Here is a 21,857-nt window from a genome sequence, read left to right as displayed (position 1 = left end):
CGTTCAAATCAATTTTTCAGCTTAATTCTTCAGTAGCAACGCGCCTTCGATCGGCACGTAACGGCTGGCGGCGCGGATCAGCGAGTTGGCGGTCAGGCCTGGCACGCCGTAGGCCACCGCTTGTACGCCGTGTTTGTTGATGATGCGTTCGAGCAGCATGTCGAAATCGCCGTCACCAGAGGCCAGGACGATTTCGTCGACGTGATCGGCGGCGTCCATGATGTCGAGGGTGATGCCCACGTCCCAGTCGCCCTTGGCCGAGCCGTCGCTGCGCTGGATGTAGGGCTTGAGCTTCACAGTGAAGCCGAGGTTGCGCAGGATCTGCTGAAACTGCTGCTGCTTGCTGTCGCCACGGTCGATCGCGTAGGCATAGGCCTCGACGATCTGCCCGTCCTTGCTGATGTCGGCCCACAATGCGGCGTAGTTGAAGTGACAACCATAGGCCTGACGCACGGTGTAGTAGAGGTTCTGCACGTCGGCGAACACTGCGATTTTTTTCACCGGGATTCCTGTGAGCGCATAGCGCACGAAGCGGGATCAGGCGCCGGGCCCGAAAAAGGCGCTCAGTATGCCAGTAAAAGGCAGTGTGGCGAGGGAGCTTGCTCCCGCTGGATTGCGCAGCAAGCCCTTCTATTTAAAAGAAAGGGCCGCTACGCGCCCCGGCGGGAGCAAGCTCCCTCGCCACAAGGTTCGATGCCGACCGTTGGTCAGACGAACGAATCGTCGTCATCGAAGAACGATGAGCTGTCGTCGCTGTAGTCGGTGTCGGTAAACCCGCTTTGGTCATTGCCAGAGAAACCGTTATCGGCCATGCGCTGATCGTTGCCCCAGTCGTTGCCGCTCTGGTCAGCGACTTGCGCTGGCTCTTCCTTGATCACTTCAACGATTTCTTCGGGCTGCTGGTTGTGATGGAACAGGCTGCTGATGCCTTGTGCCAGCATCACACCACCGGCCACGCCAGCGGCGGTTTTCAGGGCACCGCCGAGGAAGCTGCTGCCCGCTGCCGGGGCTGCCTGCTGTGCGTAGTTAGGCGGTGGCGCGGCATAGTTCTGTTGTGGCGGTGGCGCACCAAAGTTCTGCTGCGGTGCCGGTTCACGCCAGCCGCCAGTAGAGGCCGGAGCGCTCGGAGTCGGCGCCGGGCGCGAGCTGCCGCCGCCGAAGATGCTGGACAGGAAACCGCCGCCACCGCTGGCTGCCGGGGCCGCGGTCTGGGCCTTGGCTGCTTGCAGTTCGGCCTGCAATTGCTGGACTTGCTGAGTCAGCTGCTTGTTCTGTTCGTCGAGGCTCTTGATCGCCGCCTCTTGCACCAGAATCGCCTGGGTCATGAAATAACCTGCCGCCGGCTGGCGGGTCAGGTGTTCCTTGATCCGCGCCTCGGCCTGGGCGTCGCGCGGGGCTGCCTCCGTTTCGGCCTGTTGCAGCCGGGAAAACAGTCCATCGATCAGGGTTTGCTCTTCGCTGTTCATGGCGACCTCGTAGATTGCCGGGGATAACGTTGCCCGTGTCCACTGTGGACATGGCGCATCTCTGTAATGGAGGCAGTGACAGGATGTTTCAACGACCTTTACCGAATGTTTACGTTTGTGTCGGCCCGCGCATCATCGGTTAAAGTGAGCCACTGTTTTCGACCTGCGATACCGACTGATGAATGCCTTCGATGTACTGCGCGACTCTCTGTATTTTTTCAAACGCCATCTGGCCAGCATCGTGCAGTTGTGCCTGCCCCTCGTGATCTTCGAGGCGGCGCTGCAGCAAGTGGTGGACCACGTCACCGACCCGGACAGTTTCTCCGCCGCCAGCGTGGTGGTCGGTCTGCTGGTGTATCCGCTGTACACCGCCGCGCTGATCCTGTTCCTCGACGCACGCACCCGTGGCGAAGCCCCGCGCACCCTCGACCTGCTGGCGATGTCCACCCGCCTGTGGCCGCGCTTCGCCCTGCTCACGGCACTCAATACCTTGCTGATCCTGCTGGGGCTGTCGCTGTATTTCCTGCCGGGTCTGATGCTGATGGTCATGCTCGCATTCGGTGAATACCTGCTGGTGCTGCGCGGCATGGGGCCGTTGCAGGCAATGAAGGAAAGCCTGCGCCTGACCCGTGGCCATTTCTGGCGGATCCTGCTGTGCATTCTGTGCGTGATGGGACCGTTGTGGTTGCTCAAGGGCGCGACCCTGGCGGTGTACCCCGACCCGCAGAATCCGTTGATCGCGGTGCTGATCGACAGTGCGCACAGCTTCCTGCAACTGTTCACCAGTGTGGTGCTGTTCCGCCTGTTCATGCTGATCAGCGAATTGCCTGACAAACGCAGCGGAGCGGTCTGACTTCACGGCCCTTGGGCCAAGCGTCTGCGGTCGGGTATGCTCGGGGTCACTTTTGTAACGCGATAAGCCGAGCCATGCCCCGTCTGCTGCGCTACACCCTGTTGTTGATTGTGTTCGCCATCGCCCTGATCGGCGGGCTGATCTACAGCCTGACCTGGCGCCCCGATGCCCGGGAAACCCTGCCCGTCACCTGCATTGGGTCCCCACCGAACCTGGTGCCCGGGCAAGCCCTGAAAGTCATGACCTGGAACGTGCAGTACCTGGCGGGCAAGCGCTATGTGTTCTGGAATGACCTGGCCCAGGGCACGGATGAGGCGCCCACCCCGGAAGACATGGCCTTCAGCCTCGATGAAGTGGCGCGGGTGATTCGCGACGAGCAGCCCGATGTGGTGCTGCTGCAGGAACTGGATGACGGCGCCAAGGCCAGTGATTACCAGAATCAGCTCAAGCTGCTGCAAGAACGGCTCACCGACCTCTACCCGTGCAGCGCCCACGCCTTCGACTGGAAGGCCGATTTCGTTCCCGACCCGCACATCTTCGGCAGCGTTGGCCGGCAACTGGCGACCCTGAGCCGCTACCGCATCGAACACGCTGAACGCCTGCAATTGCTGGTGCCTGCGGCGAACATCATCGCCCGTCAGTTCGCCCCCAAGGATGCCCTGCTCGCCACCAAACTGCCGCTGAGCGACGGCGGGCAACTGACGGTGTTCAACACACACCTGGATCGCGCCAGCCAACCGGACGACACCTTGCAGGCGCAAGTGACGGCGGTGGCCAAGGTGCTCGACAAGTACGAAAGCCAGGGCTTGCCGTGGCTGATCGGGGGTGACTTCAACCTGCTGCCGCTGGGCCAGTATCAGCGCCTGCCCACCGAGCAGCGCACGCCCTACTCGATCGACAGCGCGTTGCACCTGTTGTGGGACAAGTACCCGATGATCCCGACCAACAACGAAGCCAGCGGCATCGACCGCGCACACTGGTTGACCCACTACCCCAACGACCCCGGCCTGAATGGCCCGGATCGCACCGTCGACTATCTGTTCTACAGCCCGAAGATCAAACGGGTGGAAGCGAGGGTGCGCCAGGACGATACCTTGCGCATTTCCGATCACTTGCCGGTGATTGCGCGGTTCCTGCTCCCGGCTGCGCCATAGAACACAAGTCACACAAAAATCCGTGTGGGCCACCGGAAGGTCAATGCACTTCCTCGAGGTCATCATGCAGCAGCACGAGAATCTCGCGTTTCATGTCGATGAACGCGCGCTGCATGACCAGTCCAGTGAGCGCGGGCGCTCAATCGGCACATCGAGCATCTGTTTGATCCGCCCCGGTCTGGCGTCCTCAGGAAACCTGAACTGACCGCTGCTCGACGTCGATGCCGATCAGTGGGCGTTTCAGCGCAATCGATATCCAGGCGCCCACAGCGGCGATCACACAGGCGGCAAACCCCAGCAGGAACGACATGAAGCTCAGTTCGTTCGCCACCGCCAGAAGGCCGAGCACTGCGGCGGTCGCCTCGGCGGCGCCCCAGACACAGGTCTGCACGGCCATCGCAACGGAACTGCGCCCGCGCCAGATCTTCACGGCCTGCGCCTGGTACAGCGGGCCGCAGATCATCTCGCCGATCACGATAAACACCACCACGACAAACAGGATCGCCTGCGCCTGCGAGGAAATGATCAACAGCAGGCAGCCCGCGCCGATCAACAGGTTGGAAACGATGACCCGCCACAGCCGCGAGACACGTTGCGCGAATGAGGTGACGTAAACCTGACTGAAGATGATGATGCCGCTGGCCACCAGGAACAGCACGCCCACCAGTTCACTGGAGAAGCGCTCGGTGGCATAGGTAGGGAACACGTAATAAAACTGCGCATAGCCGATCATGGTCAAAAAGTTGATCGCCATGAATGCCACGACTTTGGGAGAGGCCTCGGTTTCGCCCAACGTGGAAGACTGCGCGGCAAACTCCACGCCTGCGCTGCGCACCACCTGTGGAATCAGACGGGTGGATGCGGTGGCAAGCACACCCAGCAACAGCGGCAGGGCGACGAACCAGTAGCCGGTGCCGGCAAGGATCAACGACGCCACGAATGGTGCAACCCCGGCCCCGGCGTTCGCGGCAACATTCTCGTAGGAGAGCACGCGCTCGTGCTCGCCCTCGCGAAAATACTGAACGATGTAGGAAATCTGCGAGATTGTGGCGATCGAGTTGGAGACACCGAACACCACGACCAGCGCGACCCAGATGAACACGTTGGTGATGCCCATCGAGGCCGTGACCAGCATCAATAGCGCCACCACCGCCACACAGAACAACGCCAAGGCTATTTCCCGGCGCCGCTCGACCTTGTCCAGCATGCCCTGAAAGGCCAATGCTCCGATGCGGTTGGAGACAATCGCGAACCCGACAACGACCCCCGCCGCACTGGTACTGAGGCCTACGGCGGCATTGAGCCAGATGGCCATGAACGGATAGAAGCAACTCCAGGCGGCGGACGAAAGAAACCGGACGAAGTAAATCATTTGAAGACCGGGCTTCTAGGGCCACGATCGGTCAGGACACGTACCTGGCCAATCTCGCGCGCAACGACATCGGCATAGCCGGTGAGCATGCCGATCCAGGCGTAGTCAGACGTGCCGATGGGCTGGATCACGCTGCCGACGTTGGCGATGGGCGTATGAATGGAGGCCATTGGCGGAATCTCCCAGTCATGCACGATCGCCTCGTGATCCAGGCAATACCAGTAGCTCAAGGTCTGGCGACAGGACTCGACAGGCTGGTATTGAAGCGGAGCTTCCAGCAAGCCCAGTGGCAGCAGCGCCACGTGCTGCAGGACCGTCGCGGGTGCCAGATCGTAGGCCAGCGCAATCTGCTCGACGATGCTCGCGCCGCCGAGACGCCCCATGTTCGCGTCGATCAGATAAGCCGTGGATTCGTTCGCGATGAACTCGCAATGGAAGAAGCCATTGTCAAAGCCTGAGCGGGCGATCAGATCACGAACCGCCGTCTCGATCTTCGTGCGCACGGGCGAGGCAATCCGGGCGTTGGCCGGGAATTGGTTGGCGACTTCCGTGAATCCCACGCGATCGCGCCGTGACAGGCCAAGGAAAACCACTCGGCCATCCTGGGCGAAGCCCTCCAGGCTGACGAGATCACCCACGCAATGCGCCTGGACAATCCAGGCAATGGCTTGCGGGTCATCGATTCCGCTGTCGAGGATGGCCGAGCGGATCACAGCGACAGGATCAGCGTCCGGGGCAATCGAGAGCAGCGTGGTTGCCACCGCACCGGAGCCGACCGAAGGTTTGAGCACCACATCGTTTTGCTGACCGGGTGTCAGCCAGGGCAAGGTGAAGTCGCCATCGGCCAGCGACACGCAAGTCTCGGCAGGCACGTGCTCGGGGACCAGGCTGCCCACGTATTCCTTGGATGACAGCTGCGCAAACACCGCGGGTGGCGCGTTGAAGCCGAACTCTTGGGCAATCGCGCAGACAACCGGAAACAACTCGTCAAAGAAGGTCGTGATGCTATGGATCATTCCGACCAGCGCCGGCTCGGACTTCAAGTAACCGGACAGCGCTTCCTTGTCGCTAAAGGCCGGAATGCAGGTGACGCCTTCAAAGACGTTTTTCGCCGCGCCGTGAAAACCCGAAGGGTCAACGGACAATATCGGTTCAAAGCCTGCACTGCGGATCGCCTCACACACGTACTTGATGGAGACCTTGTTAATACCCACTATCAAAATATGGCGCATATCTTTCACATCCATCCTTAAAAATGAAAAATCGATGGTTATCGAGCATCAACAGGCAGTGCGTGATACATCTTGCCGGGATTGAAGAGGTTGTCCGGGTCCAGTGCCGATTTGATGGCCGCCATGCATTGCAGCGCCGCTCCGTGTTGCGCCGACATCCACTTCAACTTGCCCTGACCGACCCCATGTTCGCCACTGACCGTGCCGCCGAATGACAACGCGCGACTCGACAGTCGACTGAGAAACGCCTGAATTTCTGCACTTTCGTCCTGACCTTCATCGAGCATGATCAGCAGGTGAAAATTACCGTCGCCAACATGACCGATAAGCGGCGCATCAAGACCGGAGGCAGCAATGTCGGCCGCAGTGGCGCTGATGCAGGCACTCAGGCAAGACAACGGAACACAGACATCGGTGGCCAGCCCCTTGCGCCCCTTGTAGAACGCGTGAAATGCCCACCAGGCGTCATGGCGGGCTTTCCACAGGGCCGTGCGTTCTTCAAGACGCTCGGAAATCCTGACCTGCCCGCCGTACTCGCCGGCGCAATCCTTGAACAGCTCGACACTGCTGGCGACCGTGGACCGGTCGCCATGGAACTCCAGAAAAAGATGCGGCGTTTCCACCAGACCCAATGCGGGGGAATAGGCATTGCAGGCACGCACGGCCGTGACATCCAGCAGCTCGATCCGGGCAATCGAAAGACCTTGGCCCAGGGCGCTGGCCACGGTCTGTACCGCGCTGTCCACCGAGTCGAACGAACAGACACCGGCAACGATGGCCTCGGGCACCGGATGCAGCCGGACTTGCAATTCACTGAAGATGCCCAGCGTGCCCTCTGAACCTACGGCAACCGCCAACAGATCCAGACCCATGGCCGATTTCGGCGCGCGAGAACCGATGGCGGCGACTGAGCCGTCCGCCATGATCCAGCGCGCGGCTTTGACATTCCCGGCCATCGTCCCGTAGCGCACCGAGTTGGTACCCGAAGCACGGGTGGCCGCCATCCCGCCCATGGAAGCGTTGGCGCCGGGGTCGACGGAAAAGAACAGCCCGGTGTCACGTAAATGGCTGTTGAGTTGTTCGCGAGTGACGCCCGGCTGAACCGTGGCCGTCATGTCGGTGACGTTCACATCGACAATCGCGTTCATTTCCGAACAGTCGACACAGACGCCACCCTGAGGCGCATTGATTTGCCCCTCGAGGGATGAACGCGCGCCCGCCGGGATCAGCGCAACACCGTACTCACGGCAGAGCTTCACGACCTGAACGATTTCGTCTTCGCTGTGAACCGTCACCACGGCATCGGGAGGGCTCAGCTCGATCCCCGGAGGCGCCTGGCAGAACTGTTGCCGGATCCCCTGTTCGAGCCTTAAACGCTCGCCGAACAACTGACGGAGTTTCTCTACGACTGGAGCATTCATTCATCTCATCCCTGTTCTGACTGATTACGGCCGGGCTATTTTTCAGCGACCCGTTCACTGCACTGTCCCGCGCACTCCTGTGAACGGTTGGCCCTCGCCGGTTCATGCAACACAGAGGCGGCGAGCGCCCTGTGGCTGTTCACTCCTCGGCTTTTTTACTGGCTCGGGCCGCACGCCCGTCGTACTCCGGACGTCCGGAAACGACCAACCCGAAGAAATAAGGCTGCGCGCCTGAATCCTCCAGCTGACGGCCTGACTTGTTGTGCACTTCAATGACAGAGAACAGATCCACCAGACGGTCCTGAATCTGTTCTATTTCGGCGTCCTTGAGCGTCACCATCGAGCTGTATTTGAAGGAGCCAGAAACATCGAAGTATTCACTCTTCTCAGGCTTGAGCAGCGACCGGTCCACTTCATGGCGCAGGAACTGATCCTTCAACTTCAACGCGTCCACGGTCCTTGGCATCCTCAGCGTGGGTGCATGCCGGACAAACGGCTCATCCGGCGTTGCCCGTGCCTTGGAGACCAGGTTGAGGAACGCTTCAGTGCTTGGGTCGTAGGCAAGACCGAGCTGCTGGCACACCAGCTGAATCTCCGCCACGGAGGCGCTGTCGACCATGTAGAGATACGTCATCAATGGCAGCAGTTCGAATTGCGCCTCGAATGCGGCTATCACCTCTTCGGTGACAATGAACTCACGCTCGTAGCGGCTCAGACTCAGAGCCCGACGCAAGATTTTGGAGTCGTGCTCGCGCAGCTCCAGCCGCGAAGACAGATCGGGGACTTCGACGCCTTTGCCGAACAACATCTCGTGGACGTCAGCCGGCAACAAGTCCCTGAAGTAGTGCCAGAAATAATCAAAACTGACTTTGCTGGCGGCATCGATTCCAAGGTGATCGTGCAGTTCGACGGCGGCATCGATGCTCAGATACTTCCTTCCAGCCTCGACATCGCGGTAGTAATTGGCCGAAAAGGGAATATCGACCTCGTCGAGAAACGTGGAAATCTTCAGATGCCCCGCGTCGATTCGAAACTGCATGAGAAATGCGCCAAACGCTCGTTTGCTATCCAAGCTCTTCAGCCTCTGCCGACAGAGTGACGACCACTCTGGTCGTATTCTTCTTGATCTTCATACTGGAAGTTACCACGCCTATTTCTTGCGTATTACGCACATGAACGCCCCCGCAGGGGATTGACCAGTCTTCGCATTGCCACCAACGAAATCCCTGTCCCTGGCTGGTATCCGCTTCCGTACGAATCTCATGACTTGCAGAGCAAAACTCATTCAAGGCGTCTGTCGCCCGCCTCAGACTGTCTTCGTCGAACTCACCGACAAACTCGTATTGATTCTCTCCACCCTCGTCGCTCAGCGGCGAACGTACGGGGTGTGCAATCGCTCGCCCGAGCGTCCGCTCAAGCATGCAATGAATCAAATGCATCGCCGAATGAACACGCATCTGATGATATCGCAATGACCAATCCAGCGTGGCGGTCGCCTGCTGGCCGATCACCCGCGCCTGCAGTTGGGTGAACGCTTCGTCATCAATGCCCAGGTAATGCCTGATCTGGTCATCCCTTTTTTTCGTCGCGACGATCTCCAGCGTGCGCTGTGCCTCACCCTCCCCGCCGGGCGCAATGTTCAACACCCCCCGATCGCCCAGCTGCCCGCCGCCCTGGGGGTAGAACACGGTCTCGCCAAGGAGTGCGAACGGCAGACCGGCGTCGTCGCGTTCAAGCAGATCGACTCGGCAATCCAGCTGCTTGAGGTACGGTTCATCGTGAAACAAAGGCAGCGTCTGGCTCATGTTTACCTCAGGTAAAGTCTCGCTGATCTTGCCTTGGAGGCCCCAGGCAATCGCCGAGGGCCTCCATGCCCCGCTGGCTTCAGGCAAGCTCCATGGTTTGCAGTTTTTGCTTGAGTACAGTGCACAAGCGGGTCATCTGGGCCTCGTTTCCGAAAGAGATTCGCAGGCACGTATCAAGACCATAGTCGGTCAACCGAGACGTCAGGAAACCTGCACTCTCCAGGTGCTGATGCAAGTCCTTGCAGCGTGGCTGGCTGACGCATTCGACGAAAACAAAGTTGACGTAGCGGCTTCTGGCTTCAATGCCATGAGCCTTGAACAGACTCACGAGCTCCTGCCCCCAGGCCTGACAATACGCCGCCGTCTTGTCCAGATGATCGCAGTCCTGCAGGACGTATTCTCCTGCCAGGGCGGAAAACGAACTGACGTTGTACGGCGCACGCCGCGCTTGCAGCGCCGGCACCTGATCGCCGCTCGCGTAAGCCCAGCCAAGGCGTAGACCCGCAATACCGTAGGCCTTGGAAAACGTGCGCAGACATATCGCGTTTTCCCGGCTGTTGACGATCTGAATGCCGGCAGTGTTTTCCCGGTCCGGCGCGAACTCTGCGTACGCTTCATCGATGATGACGGTCGTGGTCGGCGAAATCAGGGCCACCAGCGATAACAGTTGCGCGGGCAACAGATAGTCGCCCAAAGGATTGGACGGATTGACCAGCACCACCACGTCCGGCTTGTTCTCCAGCGCACGTATCAATGCAGCTTCATAGTCGCCGTTGGCGTCCGGGGCCATCTCGCTGTAGTCGGCCCCGAGCAGCGCGGCGCGGATTTTGTACATCTTGAAGCTGTGCTGCTGCGTCACGATGCGACTGCCGGGCTTCAACAGGCTACGCAATGCGATATCGATCAGTTCATCGGAGCCCGCCCCCACCACTACGCGCTCGGGATCAACCCGCCAGCGCTCGCCGATTGCCAGGCGAAGAGACTTGTAAGTGACTTCGGGATATTCGCTGAGCAGCGCCGGCATCGAGGCGCACAGATGCAGGGCCAGACCCGATGCACCCAACGGATTTTCGTTGGCATGCAACCGGACACGGTCAGTGGTCGCCGTTGCGAACAGATTGCCCTTCCCGGACGAACTCATCGGCTGTGCCCTCCCAGTACCTGGGCGACGATCGCTTCCAGGTAACTGGTCAATGCCACATCCCGATCCAGATACGGAATATGTTCACGCACCCGCGCATGCCAGGCGCGGCCCTTCGGCCCGAGTTTGGCGCTGCCACGAATATCGGCGGCCTGGGCCGCACAGATCAGTTCGAACGCGAGGACGTAACGGGTGTTCTGCAGCACTTCGGTCACACGGCGTGCGGCGACAAGGCCGAAGGAAACCACGTCCTGGAAATCACCGGTGGTGGTCAGGGTCTGGATCGAGACAGGGGTGGCCAGCGAACGGTTTTCCGCCGTCAGCGACGCCGACATGAATTGCCCGCCCATGAGGCCGAAACGCAGACCTCCGTTTTCCGCGCACAGGAACGACGGCAGACCATTGCTGTTGGCTTTGGTCAGGAAGCGATCGATCCGCCGATCCGAAAGGTTGCAGAGGGTGATGATGGAGATTGTCAGGTAGTCCATGGCCGAAGCGATGTACTGCCCATGAAAGTGCCCGTTGTGAAAAACCTGGCCGTTTTCAGGGGTGATCAACGGGTTGTCGTTGGAGGAGTTCAGTTCGTTGCCGACCACGCGCTCGACAAACTCGATGGTTTCCAGCACCGGTCCGAGGATTTGCGGGGTGCAGCGAATGGAATAGGCATCTTCAATGGGCATGTCTTCCTGGCGTACCTGGTCGGTGCGCAGGGCGCTCAATTGCGAAGAAAGCTCGAGATCGTCAATTGCCAGTTCCGAGCCTTGAAGATCGGCCCAGATGGCTTCGGCAATTTTTTGCTGGCCCAGGTGCGGTTTCAATTGGTGAACATCGGGATGAAAAGGACGCACTCGAGCCTGCAACGCTTCAAATGAGAAGGCGGAGATCGATGTGTATTGCTCGAGCAATTCCCGGGCTTCGACCACATTCATCGCCGCGACTGCGACCATGCAGGAGGTGCCATTGATCAGCGCCAGCCCTTCCTTGTAACTCAGGTGGAGCGGCGCCAGGCCCAATTGCTCGAGGGCTTGCGCTGCCGGAATCCGGACGCCGTCAAGATAGGCGTAACCGTCTCCGGTCAGCATCCGCGCAACCGCTGCCAGAGGCCCCAGGTCGCCACTCGTCCCCAACGAGCCCTTGCTCGGAATTTCCGGAATCAGGCCCGCGTTGTAGATAGCAATGTAGCGGTCGAAATTCTCCAGCGAGAGTGCCGAATTGCCACGGGACAGGGAGACGATTCGCGCAAACATGGTGGCTCGCGCCACGTTGTCCGGGAACCGCTCGGCAACGTTGGTCGAGACGCCCTGAATCAGGTTCGATTGAAGCTCGTGGGCTTTCTCGATGGGCACCAGATGATCAACGAAACCACCCATTCCGGTGTTCACGCCATAAATCACCGCGCCCTGTGCGACGAGGTTTTCCAAGGCTTCTCGCGATGCCTGAACCCGTTGCCGGGTGGCTTGCGAGGCGACCACCTGGGCCCCGGGCCGGGAATACTTGATCAAGTCCTTGAGACTGACATCGACGCCGGGGTTCAGTACAAACGTGCTGTCCGACGTGAAGTTCTTTTCCTGAATCGTCATCTTTTCATCCCTGAGCTACGTGTGCCTGATCATCGGCCCAATTGGCGATGATCACGTTGATTGTCCTGTTGCCCGAAAATGCGCGCCGACCGTGCGCATACTGGAAATTGTCGAGCAGTAAAATATCGCCCGCCCCCAGATCGACATCCTGTTCAACACTTCTGACGGTGTGGAACAGCTCGAGGGTAAGTTCATCCGGCAGTGGTTCGCCGTCACCGAAACACATGGCCTCCAACAGTTGCGGAGTGTTGCGCTGCGCCTTCGCCAGTTCACTGGCGTCCTGTTCGCGACCATCGATACGCGCCCACTCGATCATCGCGGCCGCCCCCCAGAAGTGCGCTTGATTGCACCAGATCTCTGCCGCTTTGCGCGGGTGCTGGCGCATCGGGGAGATACAGTCCTGCCAGAGGATCAGGTCGCCGCCACTCCATTCGAAGTCCCATCCCCGCGCCCGGCACAGCACTTCTGCCTCAGCGGTGCTGGAAGTGGAGAACGTCTCCTGCCAGCTTTTTTTCACCCCGGGTTTGAGATTCACCCGTGCCTCGCCGGGCAGCGTCCGGCGCAACTTAATCCCGCGATCGGTCAGTTGTTTGAAGGTCGAGCGATCAATCAACTGCTCCAGTTTGCGCATGTCCCCGACCACCGACTCTCCGCCTCGCCCCGCAGGCTCGACACAGACGAAGGCGATGATCTCGGGGGGATGTTTTACATAGGCCATTTCCTGGTGAAGGATCACCGACCAGTCAGGCGGGGTGCGCGTCGCTTCCATGACCTTGCCCTGGATCGTCGAGCGTGGAGAGCTGCCACCGACATAATCGCGAGTGTGAAATCCCAGCGCGCCGATGGCCCGTTCAAACAGTTCAGGATCCCTGCACGGATGGGCGCCGCGAATGAGCACCGCACCTTCACTCAGCAGCTGTGCCCGGATGTCGTCTGCCGCCGCTGAAAAATAGCCTGCCGGATCGGCATGGGTGCCGACCGCAAAATCGAATATCCCTTGTGCATTACTGCCCGTCACAGTCATCACTCCTCACGTCCCTGGAATCGTTGGCATGTCCATGTGCGGTGCATTAGATACCATCCCCCATTTACAAATTCAACATATAGAAATATGTTTCTTCCAATAGATTTCTAGCGACGACGCGCACTGATTCGCCGCAAACCGCGCTGCAAAATCGATCTAACTCACTGATAAAAATAGAAATAATCTGAAGGATCAGAATCCGTATGACTGTGGAAAAACCCCTTTCTCCCGCGATTGGCACCGGCGCGTCGTTGCAACGGCTTGCCTTGCACCTCGCAAACTCCCTGCAAAAATCCACGCAACCTTGCGAAGGTGCTTTCTCATGAATGGCCTCCATGCATACTCAGGCCAACTGAAACGCAGCCTGAAAAACCGACACATTCAATTGATCGCCCTGGGGGGCGCCGTCGGTACGGGACTATTCCTGGGCTCGGCGGGCGCACTCAAGTTTGCCGGGCCGTCGATGATCCTCGGCTACGCGATTTGCGGCTTCATTGCTTTCATGATCATGCGGCAGCTGGGCGAAATGATCGTTGAAGAGCCGGTGGCCGGCTCTTTCAGCCATTTCGCCCACAAGTACTGGGGCGGATTCGCCGGTTTCCTGTCGGGATGGAACTGCTGGATGCTGTACACCCTGGTCGGCATGTCCGAGCTGACGGCCGTCGGCAAGTACGTGCATTACTGGTGGCCCGAGATACCGATCTGGGTATCGGCTGCGGTGTTCTTCGTGCTGATCAATGCGCTCAACCTGATCAACGTCAAAGTGTTTGGCGAAGCGGAATTCTGGTTCGCCATCATCAAGGTCCTGGCGGTGATCGGGATGATCGCCATGGGCAGCTACCTGCTGGTCAGCGGTAACGGAGGACCGCAGGCGTCGGTGAGTAACCTGTGGCAGCACGGCGGCTTTTTCCCGCACGGGATTGGCGGCCTGGCCATGTCCATGGCGATTATCATGCTGTCCTTTGGCGGGCTGGAAATGCTCGGTTTTACCGCCGCTGAAGCGCAACAGCCTCGCAGTGTCATTCCCAAGGCCATCAATCAGGTGATCTACCGCATCCTGATTTTCTACATCGGCGTACTCGTCGTGCTGTTGTCATTGATGCCGTGGGACAGCCTGCTGACGTCGCTCAATGCGTCTGGCGATACCTACAGTGGCAGCCCGTTCGTACGCGTGTGGTCAATGCTCGACAGCAATACCGCCGCGCACATTCTGAACTTCGTGGTCCTCACCGCTGCGCTGTCGGTCTACAACAGCGGCACCTACTGCAACAGCCGGATATTGCTCGGGCTGGCCCAGCAAGGTGACGCGCCGCAAAGCCTGGTCAAGATCGACAAACGCGGCGTTCCCGTGCGCTCGATCCTCGCCACCGCGGCAGTGACCTTGATCGCCGTCGTGATGAACTACGTGATCCCGCAGCACGCCCTGGAAGTGCTCTTGTCGCTGGTGGTTGCAACGCTGGTGATCAACTGGGCGATGATCAGTCTGGCCCATGGAAAATTTCGCCAACACCTGAACCAGACCCGACAGACACCGCGATTCAAGGCCCTGTGGTACCCCTACGGCAACTATGTCTGTCTGGCCTTCATGGTGTTCATCATGGCGGTGATGCTGATGGATCCTGTCAACCGGATGGCGGTGTACGCAATTCCGATCTGGATCGCCCTGGTGTGGGTATGCCACAGCATCAAGCACAGACGCCGTGCTTCGCAAAGTCTCTACGGCAAGGCCTGATCAATAGCAGGCACTGCCCGGACGAGACCGGGCAAGCATGGCTCACTTGCGTGGCTTGATCCGTGCCGTGGCCTCGGCCACCAGCGGATCATCCGGCCAATAATGCTTCGGATACCGCCCCTTCAGATCCTTCTTCACCTCGGCATAGGTGCTGCGCCAGAAGTTGGCCAGGTCCTGCGTCACCTGCACCGGGCGCCGCGCCGGGGACAACAGGTGCAGCTTGACCACTTGCCGGCCGCCGGCAATCCGGGGCGTCTCGGCGAGGCCGAACAGCTCCTGCAAACGCACCGCGAGAATCGGTGGCTGTTCGCTGTAATCCAGACGAATCGATGACCCCGACGGCACGCTGAGGTGATGCGGCGCCAGCTCATCAAGCTTCTGCGGCAACGGCCACGGCAGCAGGTTACGGACGATGCTCGACAGGTCCAGATTGGCGAAATGGCTGAGCCGCGAGACCTTGCCCAAGTAAGGCATTAACCAATGCTCGAGGGTGTTCAGCAACGTCGCGTCGCTGACATCCGGCCATTGGCTTTCAGCCTGAGCGTTCAGATCCAGTTGTCGCAGCAAGGCGACCCGCGCCTGCCATTGACGCAGTTCCGGCGTCCACGGCAGCAACTCCAGACCTTTGCGCCGCACCAGATTGACCAGCGCCTGACTGCGCGCGGCTTCGTCGAGACCGTTCAACGGTTCACGGCTGAGGATCAGTTCGCCGACCTTGCGCTGACGCTCGGCGCGCAGCACGCCTTCGCGTTCGTCCCAGTCCAGTTGATCGACGCAACGGACCTGCTCGGCCAACACTGAATCGAACAGCGCCGGATCAAAATCCGCCGCCAGATAAATCCGTTCCTCGCGCTGGCCCTGACGGCTGCCGAGGTCGGCAATCACAATCCACGGCTCCTTCATCAGGCTGTCGGCTTCGGCGAACAGCGCAGCGCGACCATTGGCCAGACGATATTCGGCGCCACCGGCACGCCGCTGTTGGGCGACACGGTCCGGATAGGCCAGCGCCAGCAGCGCACCGAGCCAGCGCGGGTGATCGGGATCGCTGACCGGCGCGCTAGCCTTGCCGCGCAGATAACCACGATATTGCCGCGCCAGTTGCCGGGCGCGCTGCACGCCACCCTGAGCCCCGCGTGCCGCACGTTCTTCGCCGGAAAGCAGGACCAGTCGGCTGTGCAGATCCGCACCGGCACCGCGCAGGATATCGCGCTCGCCGAGCAGTGCCGCAACATCGCACGCCATGTGCGCCAGCCCCAGCGCCTGACCGCGCAGCAACAGATGGGCGATGCGCGGATGCGCCGGCAACTCGGCCATGGCCTGACCGTGCGAAGTCAGCGCCTCGCCTTCGAGCGCGCCGAGTCGCTGCAACAGATCCTGCGCCTGTGCATAAGCCGCTGCCGGAGGCACATCGAGCCAGACCAGTTCGCCCGGGGTTACACCCCAACGCCCGAGTTGCAGGGCCAGGCTGGCCAGGTCCGCCGACAGAATTTCCGCACTGCCGTAAGCGGCCATTTGCTCGTGTTGATCCTGCGACCACAAGCGGTAACACACGCCTGGCTCCAGGCGCCCTGCCCGACCCGCGCGCTGGGTGGCGCTGGCCTTGGAAATGCGCTGGGTGTCGAGGCGGGTCATGCCGCTGCCGGGGTCGAAACGCGGAACCCGCGCCAGCCCGGCATCGATCACCACGCGCACGCCGTTGATGGTCAGGCTGGTCTCGGCGATGTTGGTCGCCAGCACCACTTTGCGTTGGCCGGCCGGGGCCGGGTCGATGGCGGCGCGCTGAGCGTTGAGATCCAGTTCGCCGTGCAGCGGGCAGAGCAAAACGTCATTGCGCTCGCCAATGGCATCACTCAACTGCTGATGCACGCGACGGATTTCCGCCTGCCCCGGGAGGAACACCAGCAGGCTGCCGGTCTCATCGTGCAGGGCTTCGAGTACAGTCTGGGTCACACGCTGGTCAATGTATTCGCCGGGCTGAAACGGCCGCCCCCAGCGCATCGTCACCGGGTACATGCGCCCCTCGCTGCGCAGGATCGGCGCGTCATCCAGCAACCCGGCCAGACGCTCGCCTTCCAGCGTGGCGGACATCAGCAAAATTTTCAGCGGCTGTTCAGCTCGGAACAGTTCGCGACCGTTCAAACTCAGGGCCAGCGCCAGATCGGCGTCGAGGCTGCGTTCGTGGAATTCGTCGAAGATCAGCAGGCCTACGCCTTCCAGCGCCGGATCGTCCTGCAGGCGCCGGGTGAGAATACCTTCGGTGACCACTTCGATACGGGTGTCGGGGCCGACCTTGCTGTCGAGGCGAATGCGATAACCGACGGTTTCACCGACCTTCTCGCCCAGTTCGCTGGCCAGTCGTTCAGCCGCCGCACGCGCGGCGAGACGGCGCGGTTCGAGCATGAGGATGGTCTGCCCGGCCAGCCACGCTTCATTGAGCAAGGCCAGAGGCACGCGGGTGGTTTTACCGGCGCCGGGCGGTGCTTCGAGCACGGCTTCGTGGCGTGTCGCCAACGCTTCACGCAGGGCGGGTAAAACTTCATCGATCGGCAAAGAAATCATGCTGGCTCCCAAACAGAGGCGCGAGTATAACGGCGAACTGCCGGGCGTTTGTCAGGGTCTTAATTCCACACAGCGCTGCTTCGTTTTTAGATGACTCAGGAGATCTATCCCATGCGTTTACCTTCTCGCCTGATCGGCGGTGTACTGGTCGCCACCCTGCTCACTCAACTCACCGCCTGTGGTTCGATTTTCTACCCGGACCGGCGCGGTCAGATTGACGGCAAGATCGACCCGGCCATTGCCGTGCTCGACGCCGTGGGCCTGCTGTTCTACGTCATCCCCGGCCTGATCGCGTTCGCGGTCGACTTCACCACCGGCGCGATCTATTTCGAACCGGGCCACACCGCCCAGGTCGATCCAGCCAAACTGAAACAGGCCATTGGCCCGGACGGTCAGGTCGATAACCTCAAGTTGCAGGCTATTCTCGAAACTGAACTGGGCCGCAACCTGCCACTGGACGATCCACGTCTGATCCAGCACAAGGGCAGCACGCAACAACTGGCGATGTTTGGCCTGCAACCCGCCGCATAAGGAAATCACATGACCACCAGCCCCGAACACGCCCGCCTGCTGCGGCTGGCGACCCGCGCCTCGGTGGCGGTGGCCTGCACGCTGATCATCGCCAAAGCCATCGCCTGGTGGCTCAGCGGATCGGTGAGCATGCTCGCCGGCCTCACCGACTCGGCGCTGGATGGCGTCACCTCGCTGCTCAATCTGCTGGCAGTGCATTACGCCCTGCGCCCGGCCGATGACGATCACCGTTACGGCCACGGCAAGGCCGAATCGCTGGCGGGCATGGCGCAGGCGCTGTTCATCGGAGGCAGTGCGGTGTTGATCGCCTTTCAGGCGTATGAGCGCATCCAGCAACCGGAGCCGCTCGGCGCGCCGTGGCTGAGCATCGGGGTGATCGTGTTCTCCCTGCTGCTGACCACTGCGCTACTGACATTGCAGCATCGCGTGGTCAAGCAGACCGGCTCCAACGCCGTACGCGCCGACTCGCTGCACTACCGTTCGGACATGCTGCTCAACGGCAGCATTCTGATCGCGCTGATTCTCGCCGGGATGGGCTTTCATCAGCTCGATGCATGGTTCGGTTTGGGAATTGCCGGGTACATTTTGTGGAGTGCGATTCAGATCGCCCGGGAAAGTTTTTCGGTGCTGATGGATGAAGAGCTGCCGACGGACGTCAGTCAGCACATGCTCGAACTGGCCTGCAGCGTGCCCGGCGTGCTGGGTGCGCATGATCTGCGCACGCGGATCTCGGGCAATCACTGGTTCGTGCAGCTGCATCTGGAATTGCCGGGAGAACTGACGCTGTCAGTCGCTCACGGCATCAGCGATCAGGCGGCGGATGCGATCCACGCCGCCTACCCGCGAGCCGAGGTGCTGGTGCACGCCGACCCGCAGGAAGTGGTCAAGACCGAACGGGCGCAAACCCGGCTTCAGTAAGACACCTGATAACCGCGACTGCTCAGGCAATTGCCCTGAGCCTGACGGTACGCCTGCACCACTTCGGGCGCCGGTTGATACGTCGCGGTACGCGGATCGAAACCGCTTTGCTGCACCGCGTATTGGTAGCACTGGTAACCGTCCTGCTGGACCTGTTCCGGTGACTGACCGTTGGCCGGATAAGCCTCGACGTCATAGCCCTGGGATTGCGGCTGCGGTTGCGGCGGTTGCTGCACCGGCGGTTCGACCACCACGTAATCCTGCGTGGCTTGCTCATACGCATAGTAGGAACCGGCAGCGAGGAACAACAGCGCCCCGCCGATCCACACTTCACGGGCATAGTCCGGCAGATACTGGGTACGAATCCCTCGCGGCGGCTGCACGACGATGTAGCGCGGGCCTTGCGGGCGATACCAGTAGCCGCCGGAATAGAAGTAATCCTGGCCGCGATACGGCACACGATATTCGCGATCCGGGAAGCGGTCGATCACATGCCCCGGGCGGTATTGCGGGCCGGGGCCCCAACCGTTGCCATGCCCGTCCGGGCGACCCGGCCAGCGATTGTCATTGGGCCGGTTGCCGGTTTGCCATTGCTGGTTGTGGTAGCCGTTCTGCGGACGCTCGTCGCGGTAGTAGCCCTGGCGCGGCTCCTGAGTCTGGCGCACGGTGTCGGGCCGCGGCTGGATTGGCAGGTTGTTGGCCGGTGGCGCTTGGTGAACCGGAGCAGGCGGGTTCGGTGCGCGGTTCTGGTTCTGCCACTGGCCGTTATTGTGCTGCTGGCCGTTGTGTTCGAACTGGCGGCTGTTGTCGCCCCGAATGATTTCGTTGTTCTGCGGCCGCGGCTGATTTTGCGGCGGCGGATTGTTCTGCCCGTGGGGCTGATTATTGCCGCCATGGCCCTGGTTGTTTCCCTGATGCTCAGGGCCGCGTCCACCATTAGGACTGCGGCTCTCCGGATCGTCGGCAAGTGCCTGCGCACTGACGCTCACACACAGCAAACCAACACCGGCCAGACGCCAGATGCGCGACTTCATGCTTTTCCTCACTGCGGGTATTAACAGGGCTTGCTACTAAGACCGGGATTACACACACCGGGTTCTGCGACAGGTTATCAGTCACGAAACTTATTTATTGAGGATCGCCGCGCTGCGAGGCACAAAAATCGCGGGCAAGAAAAAAGGGAGACCCGTCGGCCTCCCTTCTAGAGAACTTCGTCCTGGCTCGACGCTTTTGACGTCGGCTCACCTCACGCCGTCTTCTGGACAGTGTGCAGCTCGGGGGCCGGCACATCCCCGGTGGGGGTGGCGGCCGCGGCGGGCCTGTTTGGGCGGGCCGCAGTGGACTGTGTTACCGAGCAGTGATTCTGGTGATAAGAATAGGCCGGGAGCGGCGACAGAGGATTGCGAAGATTGCTCAAATAAACATCACTTGCGCAATTTTTAACCCTGGATAGATAATCTGCCGCAATAGTTACAAACAAGGACTGATTCATGAGCAAACTCGACCGCTACGACCTGAGTATTTTGGCTGAATTGCAGCGCGACGCCCGCATCTCCAACCAGGAACTGGCCGAGCGCATCGGTCTGTCGCCCTCGCCCTGCTCGCGCCGGGTCAAGCAACTGGAGGACGACGGCTACATCTCACGTCAAGTGGCGTTGCTCGATCGCAAGATGCTCGGCCTGAGCCTGACCGCCTACGTGCTGATCGGCATGGACCGGCACACACCGGAGCGTTTCGAAAACTTCGAAGCGGCGATCCGCACCCTGCCGCAGGTGCTGGAATGCAGCCTGGTGACCGGGGTCGATGCCGACTATCAGTTGAAAGTGGTGGTGCCGGACATGGATCACTATCAGAAACTGCTGCTGGGGCACCTGACGCGGATTGAAGGCGTGACCAGCGTGCGTTCGAGCTTTGTGCTGAATCAGGTGCTCAACAGCACTGAACTGCCCTTGACCCACCTGCGCAACTAACTCCCGTACTGTAGGAGCTGCCGAAGGCTGCGATCTTTTGATTCTGCTTTTCAAGATCAAGATCAAAAGATCGCAGCCTTCGGCAGCTCCTACAGGGGGCAGCATTGTTTGGAGAGGTGTGGCACACCGACACAGGTCAATGCGCCCGCAATCCCCCTCGGCGTATAATCGCCCAGCCCTTTCAGCCCTGCGCGCGCCGGAGATGCCCAATGGATCCTGCAGTATTCGAAGAGTGGATGATGACTGGCCTGGTCAGCATCCTGATCATTTTCATGGGTTTCATCGTCTGGGATCTGGCGAAGAAGTCCAAGGCCGGACGTTTCGGCTCGTTCATTCTGTTCTTCGTGCTGGGCCTGGGCGTGGCCGCTTTCATCATCAAGAGCGTGGTGATCGGCCTGATCGAATCCGGCGCTCTATAGACGCGCCGGCACTTCTTTCCATTGGCCCTGATCGAGGCCTTCGATCGTCCAGTCACCAATCCGCACCCGCACCAGACGCAACGTCGGCAGGCCGACCGCTGCGGTCATGCGTCGTACCTGACGGTTACGTCCTTCGCGAATCACCAACTCCAGCCATGAAGTCGGCACGCTTTTGCGAAAGCGTACCGGCGGGTTGCGTGGCCACAGTTCAGGTTCATCCAGTTGCCGCGCCTCGGCGGGCAGGGTCATGCCGTCATTCAGTTCGACACCGTCGCGCAGCCGCTGCAATTGCTCGGCCGTCGGCTCGCCTTCGACCTGCACCCAGTACGTCTTCGGCAATTTGTGTTTCGGGTCGGCAATCCGCGCCTGCAACTGCCCGTCGTTGGTCAGCAGCAACAAACCTTCGCTGTCGCGATCAAGGCGTCCGGCCGGGTAGATGCCGGGCACCTCGATGAAATCCTTGAGCGTCGCCCGCCCGCCTTCGTCGCTGAACTGCGTCAGCACATCGAACGGTTTGTTGAACAGGATTAGCTTCGGCTCGGCAGGCGGCGCCTTGGCGACACGGCGTGGAGCTGAGGAGGATGGCTTCGCACCGGGACGGCGTGAAGGGGGACGCGGAGGACGGGACATGGGCAAAACAACATCTGGCGATCTGGGCTGACAATGCTAGTGCCCGGATC

The 21,857-nt window shown here is 60.6% G+C and carries 20 protein-coding genes and 1 pseudogene; 7 read left to right on the top strand and 14 right to left on the bottom strand.

Annotated elements, in window-relative coordinates:
• Nucleotides 1-21: 21 nt before the first annotated feature.
• The gene (locus HBN98_RS26310) at nucleotides 22-501 is read right to left on the bottom strand and encodes a LabA-like NYN domain-containing protein (protein WP_003228475.1); all 480 of its coding nucleotides are present in this window, start codon (nucleotides 499-501) and stop codon (nucleotides 22-24) included.
• Between the two features lie 206 nt (nucleotides 502-707).
• Nucleotides 708-1,466 carry a DUF2076 domain-containing protein gene (locus tag HBN98_RS26305; RefSeq protein ID WP_083367839.1) on the bottom strand — a complete coding sequence of 253 codons (759 nt, stop codon included), beginning with the start codon at nucleotides 1,464-1,466 and terminating at the stop codon, nucleotides 708-710.
• Between the two features lie 178 nt (nucleotides 1,467-1,644).
• Here HBN98_RS26305 and HBN98_RS26300 point away from each other — a divergent pair, with 178 nt between their 5' ends.
• Nucleotides 1,645-2,319 (top strand): YciC family protein, encoded by a 675-nt coding sequence (locus HBN98_RS26300; RefSeq protein ID WP_064589339.1) that lies wholly within the window; start codon nucleotides 1,645-1,647, stop codon nucleotides 2,317-2,319.
• Between the two features lie 74 nt (nucleotides 2,320-2,393).
• Complete coding sequence (locus HBN98_RS26295; protein WP_083367838.1) at nucleotides 2,394-3,473, top strand: endonuclease/exonuclease/phosphatase family protein; 1,080 nt, start codon at nucleotides 2,394-2,396, stop codon at nucleotides 3,471-3,473.
• A gap of 40 nt (nucleotides 3,474-3,513) precedes the next feature.
• Here HBN98_RS26295 and HBN98_RS28000 read toward each other — a convergent pair.
• The 9 genes and pseudogenes from HBN98_RS28000 to HBN98_RS26250 form a co-directional block, all read right to left on the bottom strand.
• Nucleotides 3,514-3,656: pseudogene (locus HBN98_RS28000) on the bottom strand (ABC transporter ATP-binding protein); the annotation flags it as partial.
• Nucleotides 3,657-3,660: 4 nt separating this feature from the next.
• Nucleotides 3,661-4,845, bottom strand: a complete 1,185-nt coding sequence (locus HBN98_RS26285; protein ID WP_083367837.1) for an MFS transporter — start codon at nucleotides 4,843-4,845, stop codon at nucleotides 3,661-3,663.
• Nucleotides 4,842-6,077, bottom strand: a complete 1,236-nt coding sequence (locus tag HBN98_RS26280) for an ATP-grasp domain-containing protein (protein WP_083367836.1) — start codon at nucleotides 6,075-6,077, stop codon at nucleotides 4,842-4,844. Before HBN98_RS26280 ends, HBN98_RS26285 begins: the two co-directional genes overlap by 4 nt.
• 38 nt (nucleotides 6,078-6,115) lie before the next feature.
• Nucleotides 6,116-7,498, bottom strand: coding sequence for an FAD-binding oxidoreductase (locus HBN98_RS26275; RefSeq protein ID WP_064589347.1), 1,383 nt, complete (start codon nucleotides 7,496-7,498; stop codon nucleotides 6,116-6,118).
• Between the two features lie 139 nt (nucleotides 7,499-7,637).
• Nucleotides 7,638-8,537, bottom strand: coding sequence for a hypothetical protein (locus HBN98_RS26270; protein WP_229755018.1), 900 nt, complete (start codon nucleotides 8,535-8,537; stop codon nucleotides 7,638-7,640).
• 25 nt (nucleotides 8,538-8,562) lie between these two features.
• Nucleotides 8,563-9,303, bottom strand: a complete 741-nt coding sequence (locus tag HBN98_RS26265; protein ID WP_083369398.1) for an alanyl-tRNA editing protein — start codon at nucleotides 9,301-9,303, stop codon at nucleotides 8,563-8,565.
• 79 nt (nucleotides 9,304-9,382) lie between these two features.
• The gene (locus HBN98_RS26260; protein ID WP_083367834.1) at nucleotides 9,383-10,444 is read right to left on the bottom strand and encodes a pyridoxal phosphate-dependent aminotransferase; all 1,062 of its coding nucleotides are present in this window, start codon (nucleotides 10,442-10,444) and stop codon (nucleotides 9,383-9,385) included.
• Nucleotides 10,441-12,024 (bottom strand): phenylalanine aminomutase (D-beta-phenylalanine forming), encoded by a 1,584-nt coding sequence (locus HBN98_RS26255; protein ID WP_083367833.1) that lies wholly within the window; start codon nucleotides 12,022-12,024, stop codon nucleotides 10,441-10,443. The genes HBN98_RS26260 and HBN98_RS26255 overlap by 4 nt, the downstream gene beginning before the upstream one ends.
• Nucleotides 12,025-12,028: 4 nt before the next feature.
• Nucleotides 12,029-13,048, bottom strand: coding sequence for a TauD/TfdA family dioxygenase (locus tag HBN98_RS26250; RefSeq protein WP_186352920.1), 1,020 nt, complete (start codon nucleotides 13,046-13,048; stop codon nucleotides 12,029-12,031).
• A 322-nt stretch (nucleotides 13,049-13,370) separates the two neighbouring features.
• On the opposite strand from HBN98_RS26250, the gene HBN98_RS26245 reads away from it, so the two are divergent.
• Nucleotides 13,371-14,780, top strand: coding sequence for an amino acid permease (locus tag HBN98_RS26245; RefSeq protein ID WP_083367832.1), 1,410 nt, complete (start codon nucleotides 13,371-13,373; stop codon nucleotides 14,778-14,780).
• A gap of 42 nt (nucleotides 14,781-14,822) precedes the next feature.
• On the opposite strand, the gene hrpB is transcribed toward HBN98_RS26245, so the two are convergent.
• The gene (hrpB, locus tag HBN98_RS26240) at nucleotides 14,823-17,339 is read right to left on the bottom strand and encodes an ATP-dependent helicase HrpB (RefSeq protein ID WP_083367831.1); all 2,517 of its coding nucleotides are present in this window, start codon (nucleotides 17,337-17,339) and stop codon (nucleotides 14,823-14,825) included.
• 111 nt (nucleotides 17,340-17,450) lie between these two features.
• Between hrpB and HBN98_RS26235 the strand changes: the two genes are divergently transcribed.
• Together HBN98_RS26235 and HBN98_RS26230 are read left to right on the top strand one after the other, a co-directional pair.
• On the top strand, nucleotides 17,451-17,870 hold the full coding sequence (locus HBN98_RS26235; protein ID WP_025108718.1) for a hypothetical protein: 420 nt from the start codon (nucleotides 17,451-17,453) through the stop codon (nucleotides 17,868-17,870).
• A 9-nt stretch (nucleotides 17,871-17,879) separates the two neighbouring features.
• Nucleotides 17,880-18,788 carry a cation diffusion facilitator family transporter gene (locus tag HBN98_RS26230; RefSeq protein WP_083367830.1) on the top strand — a complete coding sequence of 303 codons (909 nt, stop codon included), beginning with the start codon at nucleotides 17,880-17,882 and terminating at the stop codon, nucleotides 18,786-18,788.
• Here HBN98_RS26230 and HBN98_RS26225 read toward each other — a convergent pair.
• Nucleotides 18,782-19,822 (bottom strand): DUF6515 family protein, encoded by a 1,041-nt coding sequence (locus HBN98_RS26225; protein WP_083367829.1) that lies wholly within the window; start codon nucleotides 19,820-19,822, stop codon nucleotides 18,782-18,784. The two genes, HBN98_RS26230 and HBN98_RS26225, sit on opposite strands and share 7 nt — an antisense overlap.
• 456 nt (nucleotides 19,823-20,278) lie before the next feature.
• Between HBN98_RS26225 and HBN98_RS26220 the strand changes: the two genes are divergently transcribed.
• Nucleotides 20,279-20,758 carry an Lrp/AsnC family transcriptional regulator gene (locus tag HBN98_RS26220; protein ID WP_008081091.1) on the top strand — a complete coding sequence of 160 codons (480 nt, stop codon included), beginning with the start codon at nucleotides 20,279-20,281 and terminating at the stop codon, nucleotides 20,756-20,758.
• Between the two features lie 209 nt (nucleotides 20,759-20,967).
• Entirely contained in the window at nucleotides 20,968-21,177 is a 210-nt protein-coding gene (locus tag HBN98_RS26215; protein WP_003228500.1) for a DUF2788 domain-containing protein, read from the top strand.
• On the opposite strand, the gene HBN98_RS26210 is transcribed toward HBN98_RS26215, so the two are convergent.
• The gene (locus HBN98_RS26210) at nucleotides 21,172-21,807 is read right to left on the bottom strand and encodes a pseudouridine synthase (protein WP_064589363.1); all 636 of its coding nucleotides are present in this window, start codon (nucleotides 21,805-21,807) and stop codon (nucleotides 21,172-21,174) included. The genes HBN98_RS26215 and HBN98_RS26210 overlap by 6 nt on opposite strands.
• Nucleotides 21,808-21,857: the final 50 nt, after the last annotated feature.

The sequence above is a fragment of the Pseudomonas koreensis genome (assembly GCF_012986595.1).
Classification (GTDB): domain Bacteria; phylum Pseudomonadota; class Gammaproteobacteria; order Pseudomonadales; family Pseudomonadaceae; genus Aquipseudomonas; species Aquipseudomonas koreensis.
The sequence above is the reverse complement of the archived record's forward strand: the minus strand, read 5'-3'. Positions and strand labels throughout refer to the sequence as shown.

Excerpts from the sequence above, each read along its gene's own strand:
- HBN98_RS26300 (WP_064589339.1), top strand. The coding sequence starts at position 1,645 with ATGAATGCCTTCGATGTACTGCGCGACTCTCTGTATTTTTTCAAACGC.
- HBN98_RS26215 (WP_003228500.1), top strand. The coding sequence starts at position 20,968 with ATGGATCCTGCAGTATTCGAAGAGTGGATGATGACTGGCCTGGTCAGC.
- HBN98_RS26250 (WP_186352920.1), bottom strand. The coding sequence starts at position 13,048 with ATGACTGTGACGGGCAGTAATGCACAAGGGATATTCGATTTTGCGGTC.
- HBN98_RS26220 (WP_008081091.1), top strand. The coding sequence starts at position 20,279 with ATGAGCAAACTCGACCGCTACGACCTGAGTATTTTGGCTGAATTGCAG.
- HBN98_RS26295 (WP_083367838.1), top strand. The coding sequence starts at position 2,394 with ATGCCCCGTCTGCTGCGCTACACCCTGTTGTTGATTGTGTTCGCCATC.
- HBN98_RS26270 (WP_229755018.1), bottom strand. The coding sequence starts at position 8,537 with ATGCAGTTTCGAATCGACGCGGGGCATCTGAAGATTTCCACGTTTCTC.
- HBN98_RS26280 (WP_083367836.1), bottom strand. The coding sequence starts at position 6,077 with ATGCGCCATATTTTGATAGTGGGTATTAACAAGGTCTCCATCAAGTAC.
- HBN98_RS26245 (WP_083367832.1), top strand. The coding sequence starts at position 13,371 with ATGAATGGCCTCCATGCATACTCAGGCCAACTGAAACGCAGCCTGAAA.
- HBN98_RS26265 (WP_083369398.1), bottom strand. The coding sequence starts at position 9,303 with ATGAGCCAGACGCTGCCTTTGTTTCACGATGAACCGTACCTCAAGCAG.
- hrpB (WP_083367831.1), bottom strand. The coding sequence starts at position 17,339 with ATGATTTCTTTGCCGATCGATGAAGTTTTACCCGCCCTGCGTGAAGCG.
- HBN98_RS26285 (WP_083367837.1), bottom strand. The coding sequence starts at position 4,845 with ATGATTTACTTCGTCCGGTTTCTTTCGTCCGCCGCCTGGAGTTGCTTC.
- HBN98_RS26305 (WP_083367839.1), bottom strand. The coding sequence starts at position 1,466 with ATGAACAGCGAAGAGCAAACCCTGATCGATGGACTGTTTTCCCGGCTG.
- HBN98_RS26225 (WP_083367829.1), bottom strand. The coding sequence starts at position 19,822 with ATGAAGTCGCGCATCTGGCGTCTGGCCGGTGTTGGTTTGCTGTGTGTG.
- HBN98_RS26255 (WP_083367833.1), bottom strand. The coding sequence starts at position 12,024 with ATGACGATTCAGGAAAAGAACTTCACGTCGGACAGCACGTTTGTACTG.
- HBN98_RS26210 (WP_064589363.1), bottom strand. The coding sequence starts at position 21,807 with ATGTCCCGTCCTCCGCGTCCCCCTTCACGCCGTCCCGGTGCGAAGCCA.
- HBN98_RS26275 (WP_064589347.1), bottom strand. The coding sequence starts at position 7,498 with ATGAATGCTCCAGTCGTAGAGAAACTCCGTCAGTTGTTCGGCGAGCGT.
- HBN98_RS26230 (WP_083367830.1), top strand. The coding sequence starts at position 17,880 with ATGACCACCAGCCCCGAACACGCCCGCCTGCTGCGGCTGGCGACCCGC.
- HBN98_RS26260 (WP_083367834.1), bottom strand. The coding sequence starts at position 10,444 with ATGAGTTCGTCCGGGAAGGGCAATCTGTTCGCAACGGCGACCACTGAC.
- HBN98_RS26235 (WP_025108718.1), top strand. The coding sequence starts at position 17,451 with ATGCGTTTACCTTCTCGCCTGATCGGCGGTGTACTGGTCGCCACCCTG.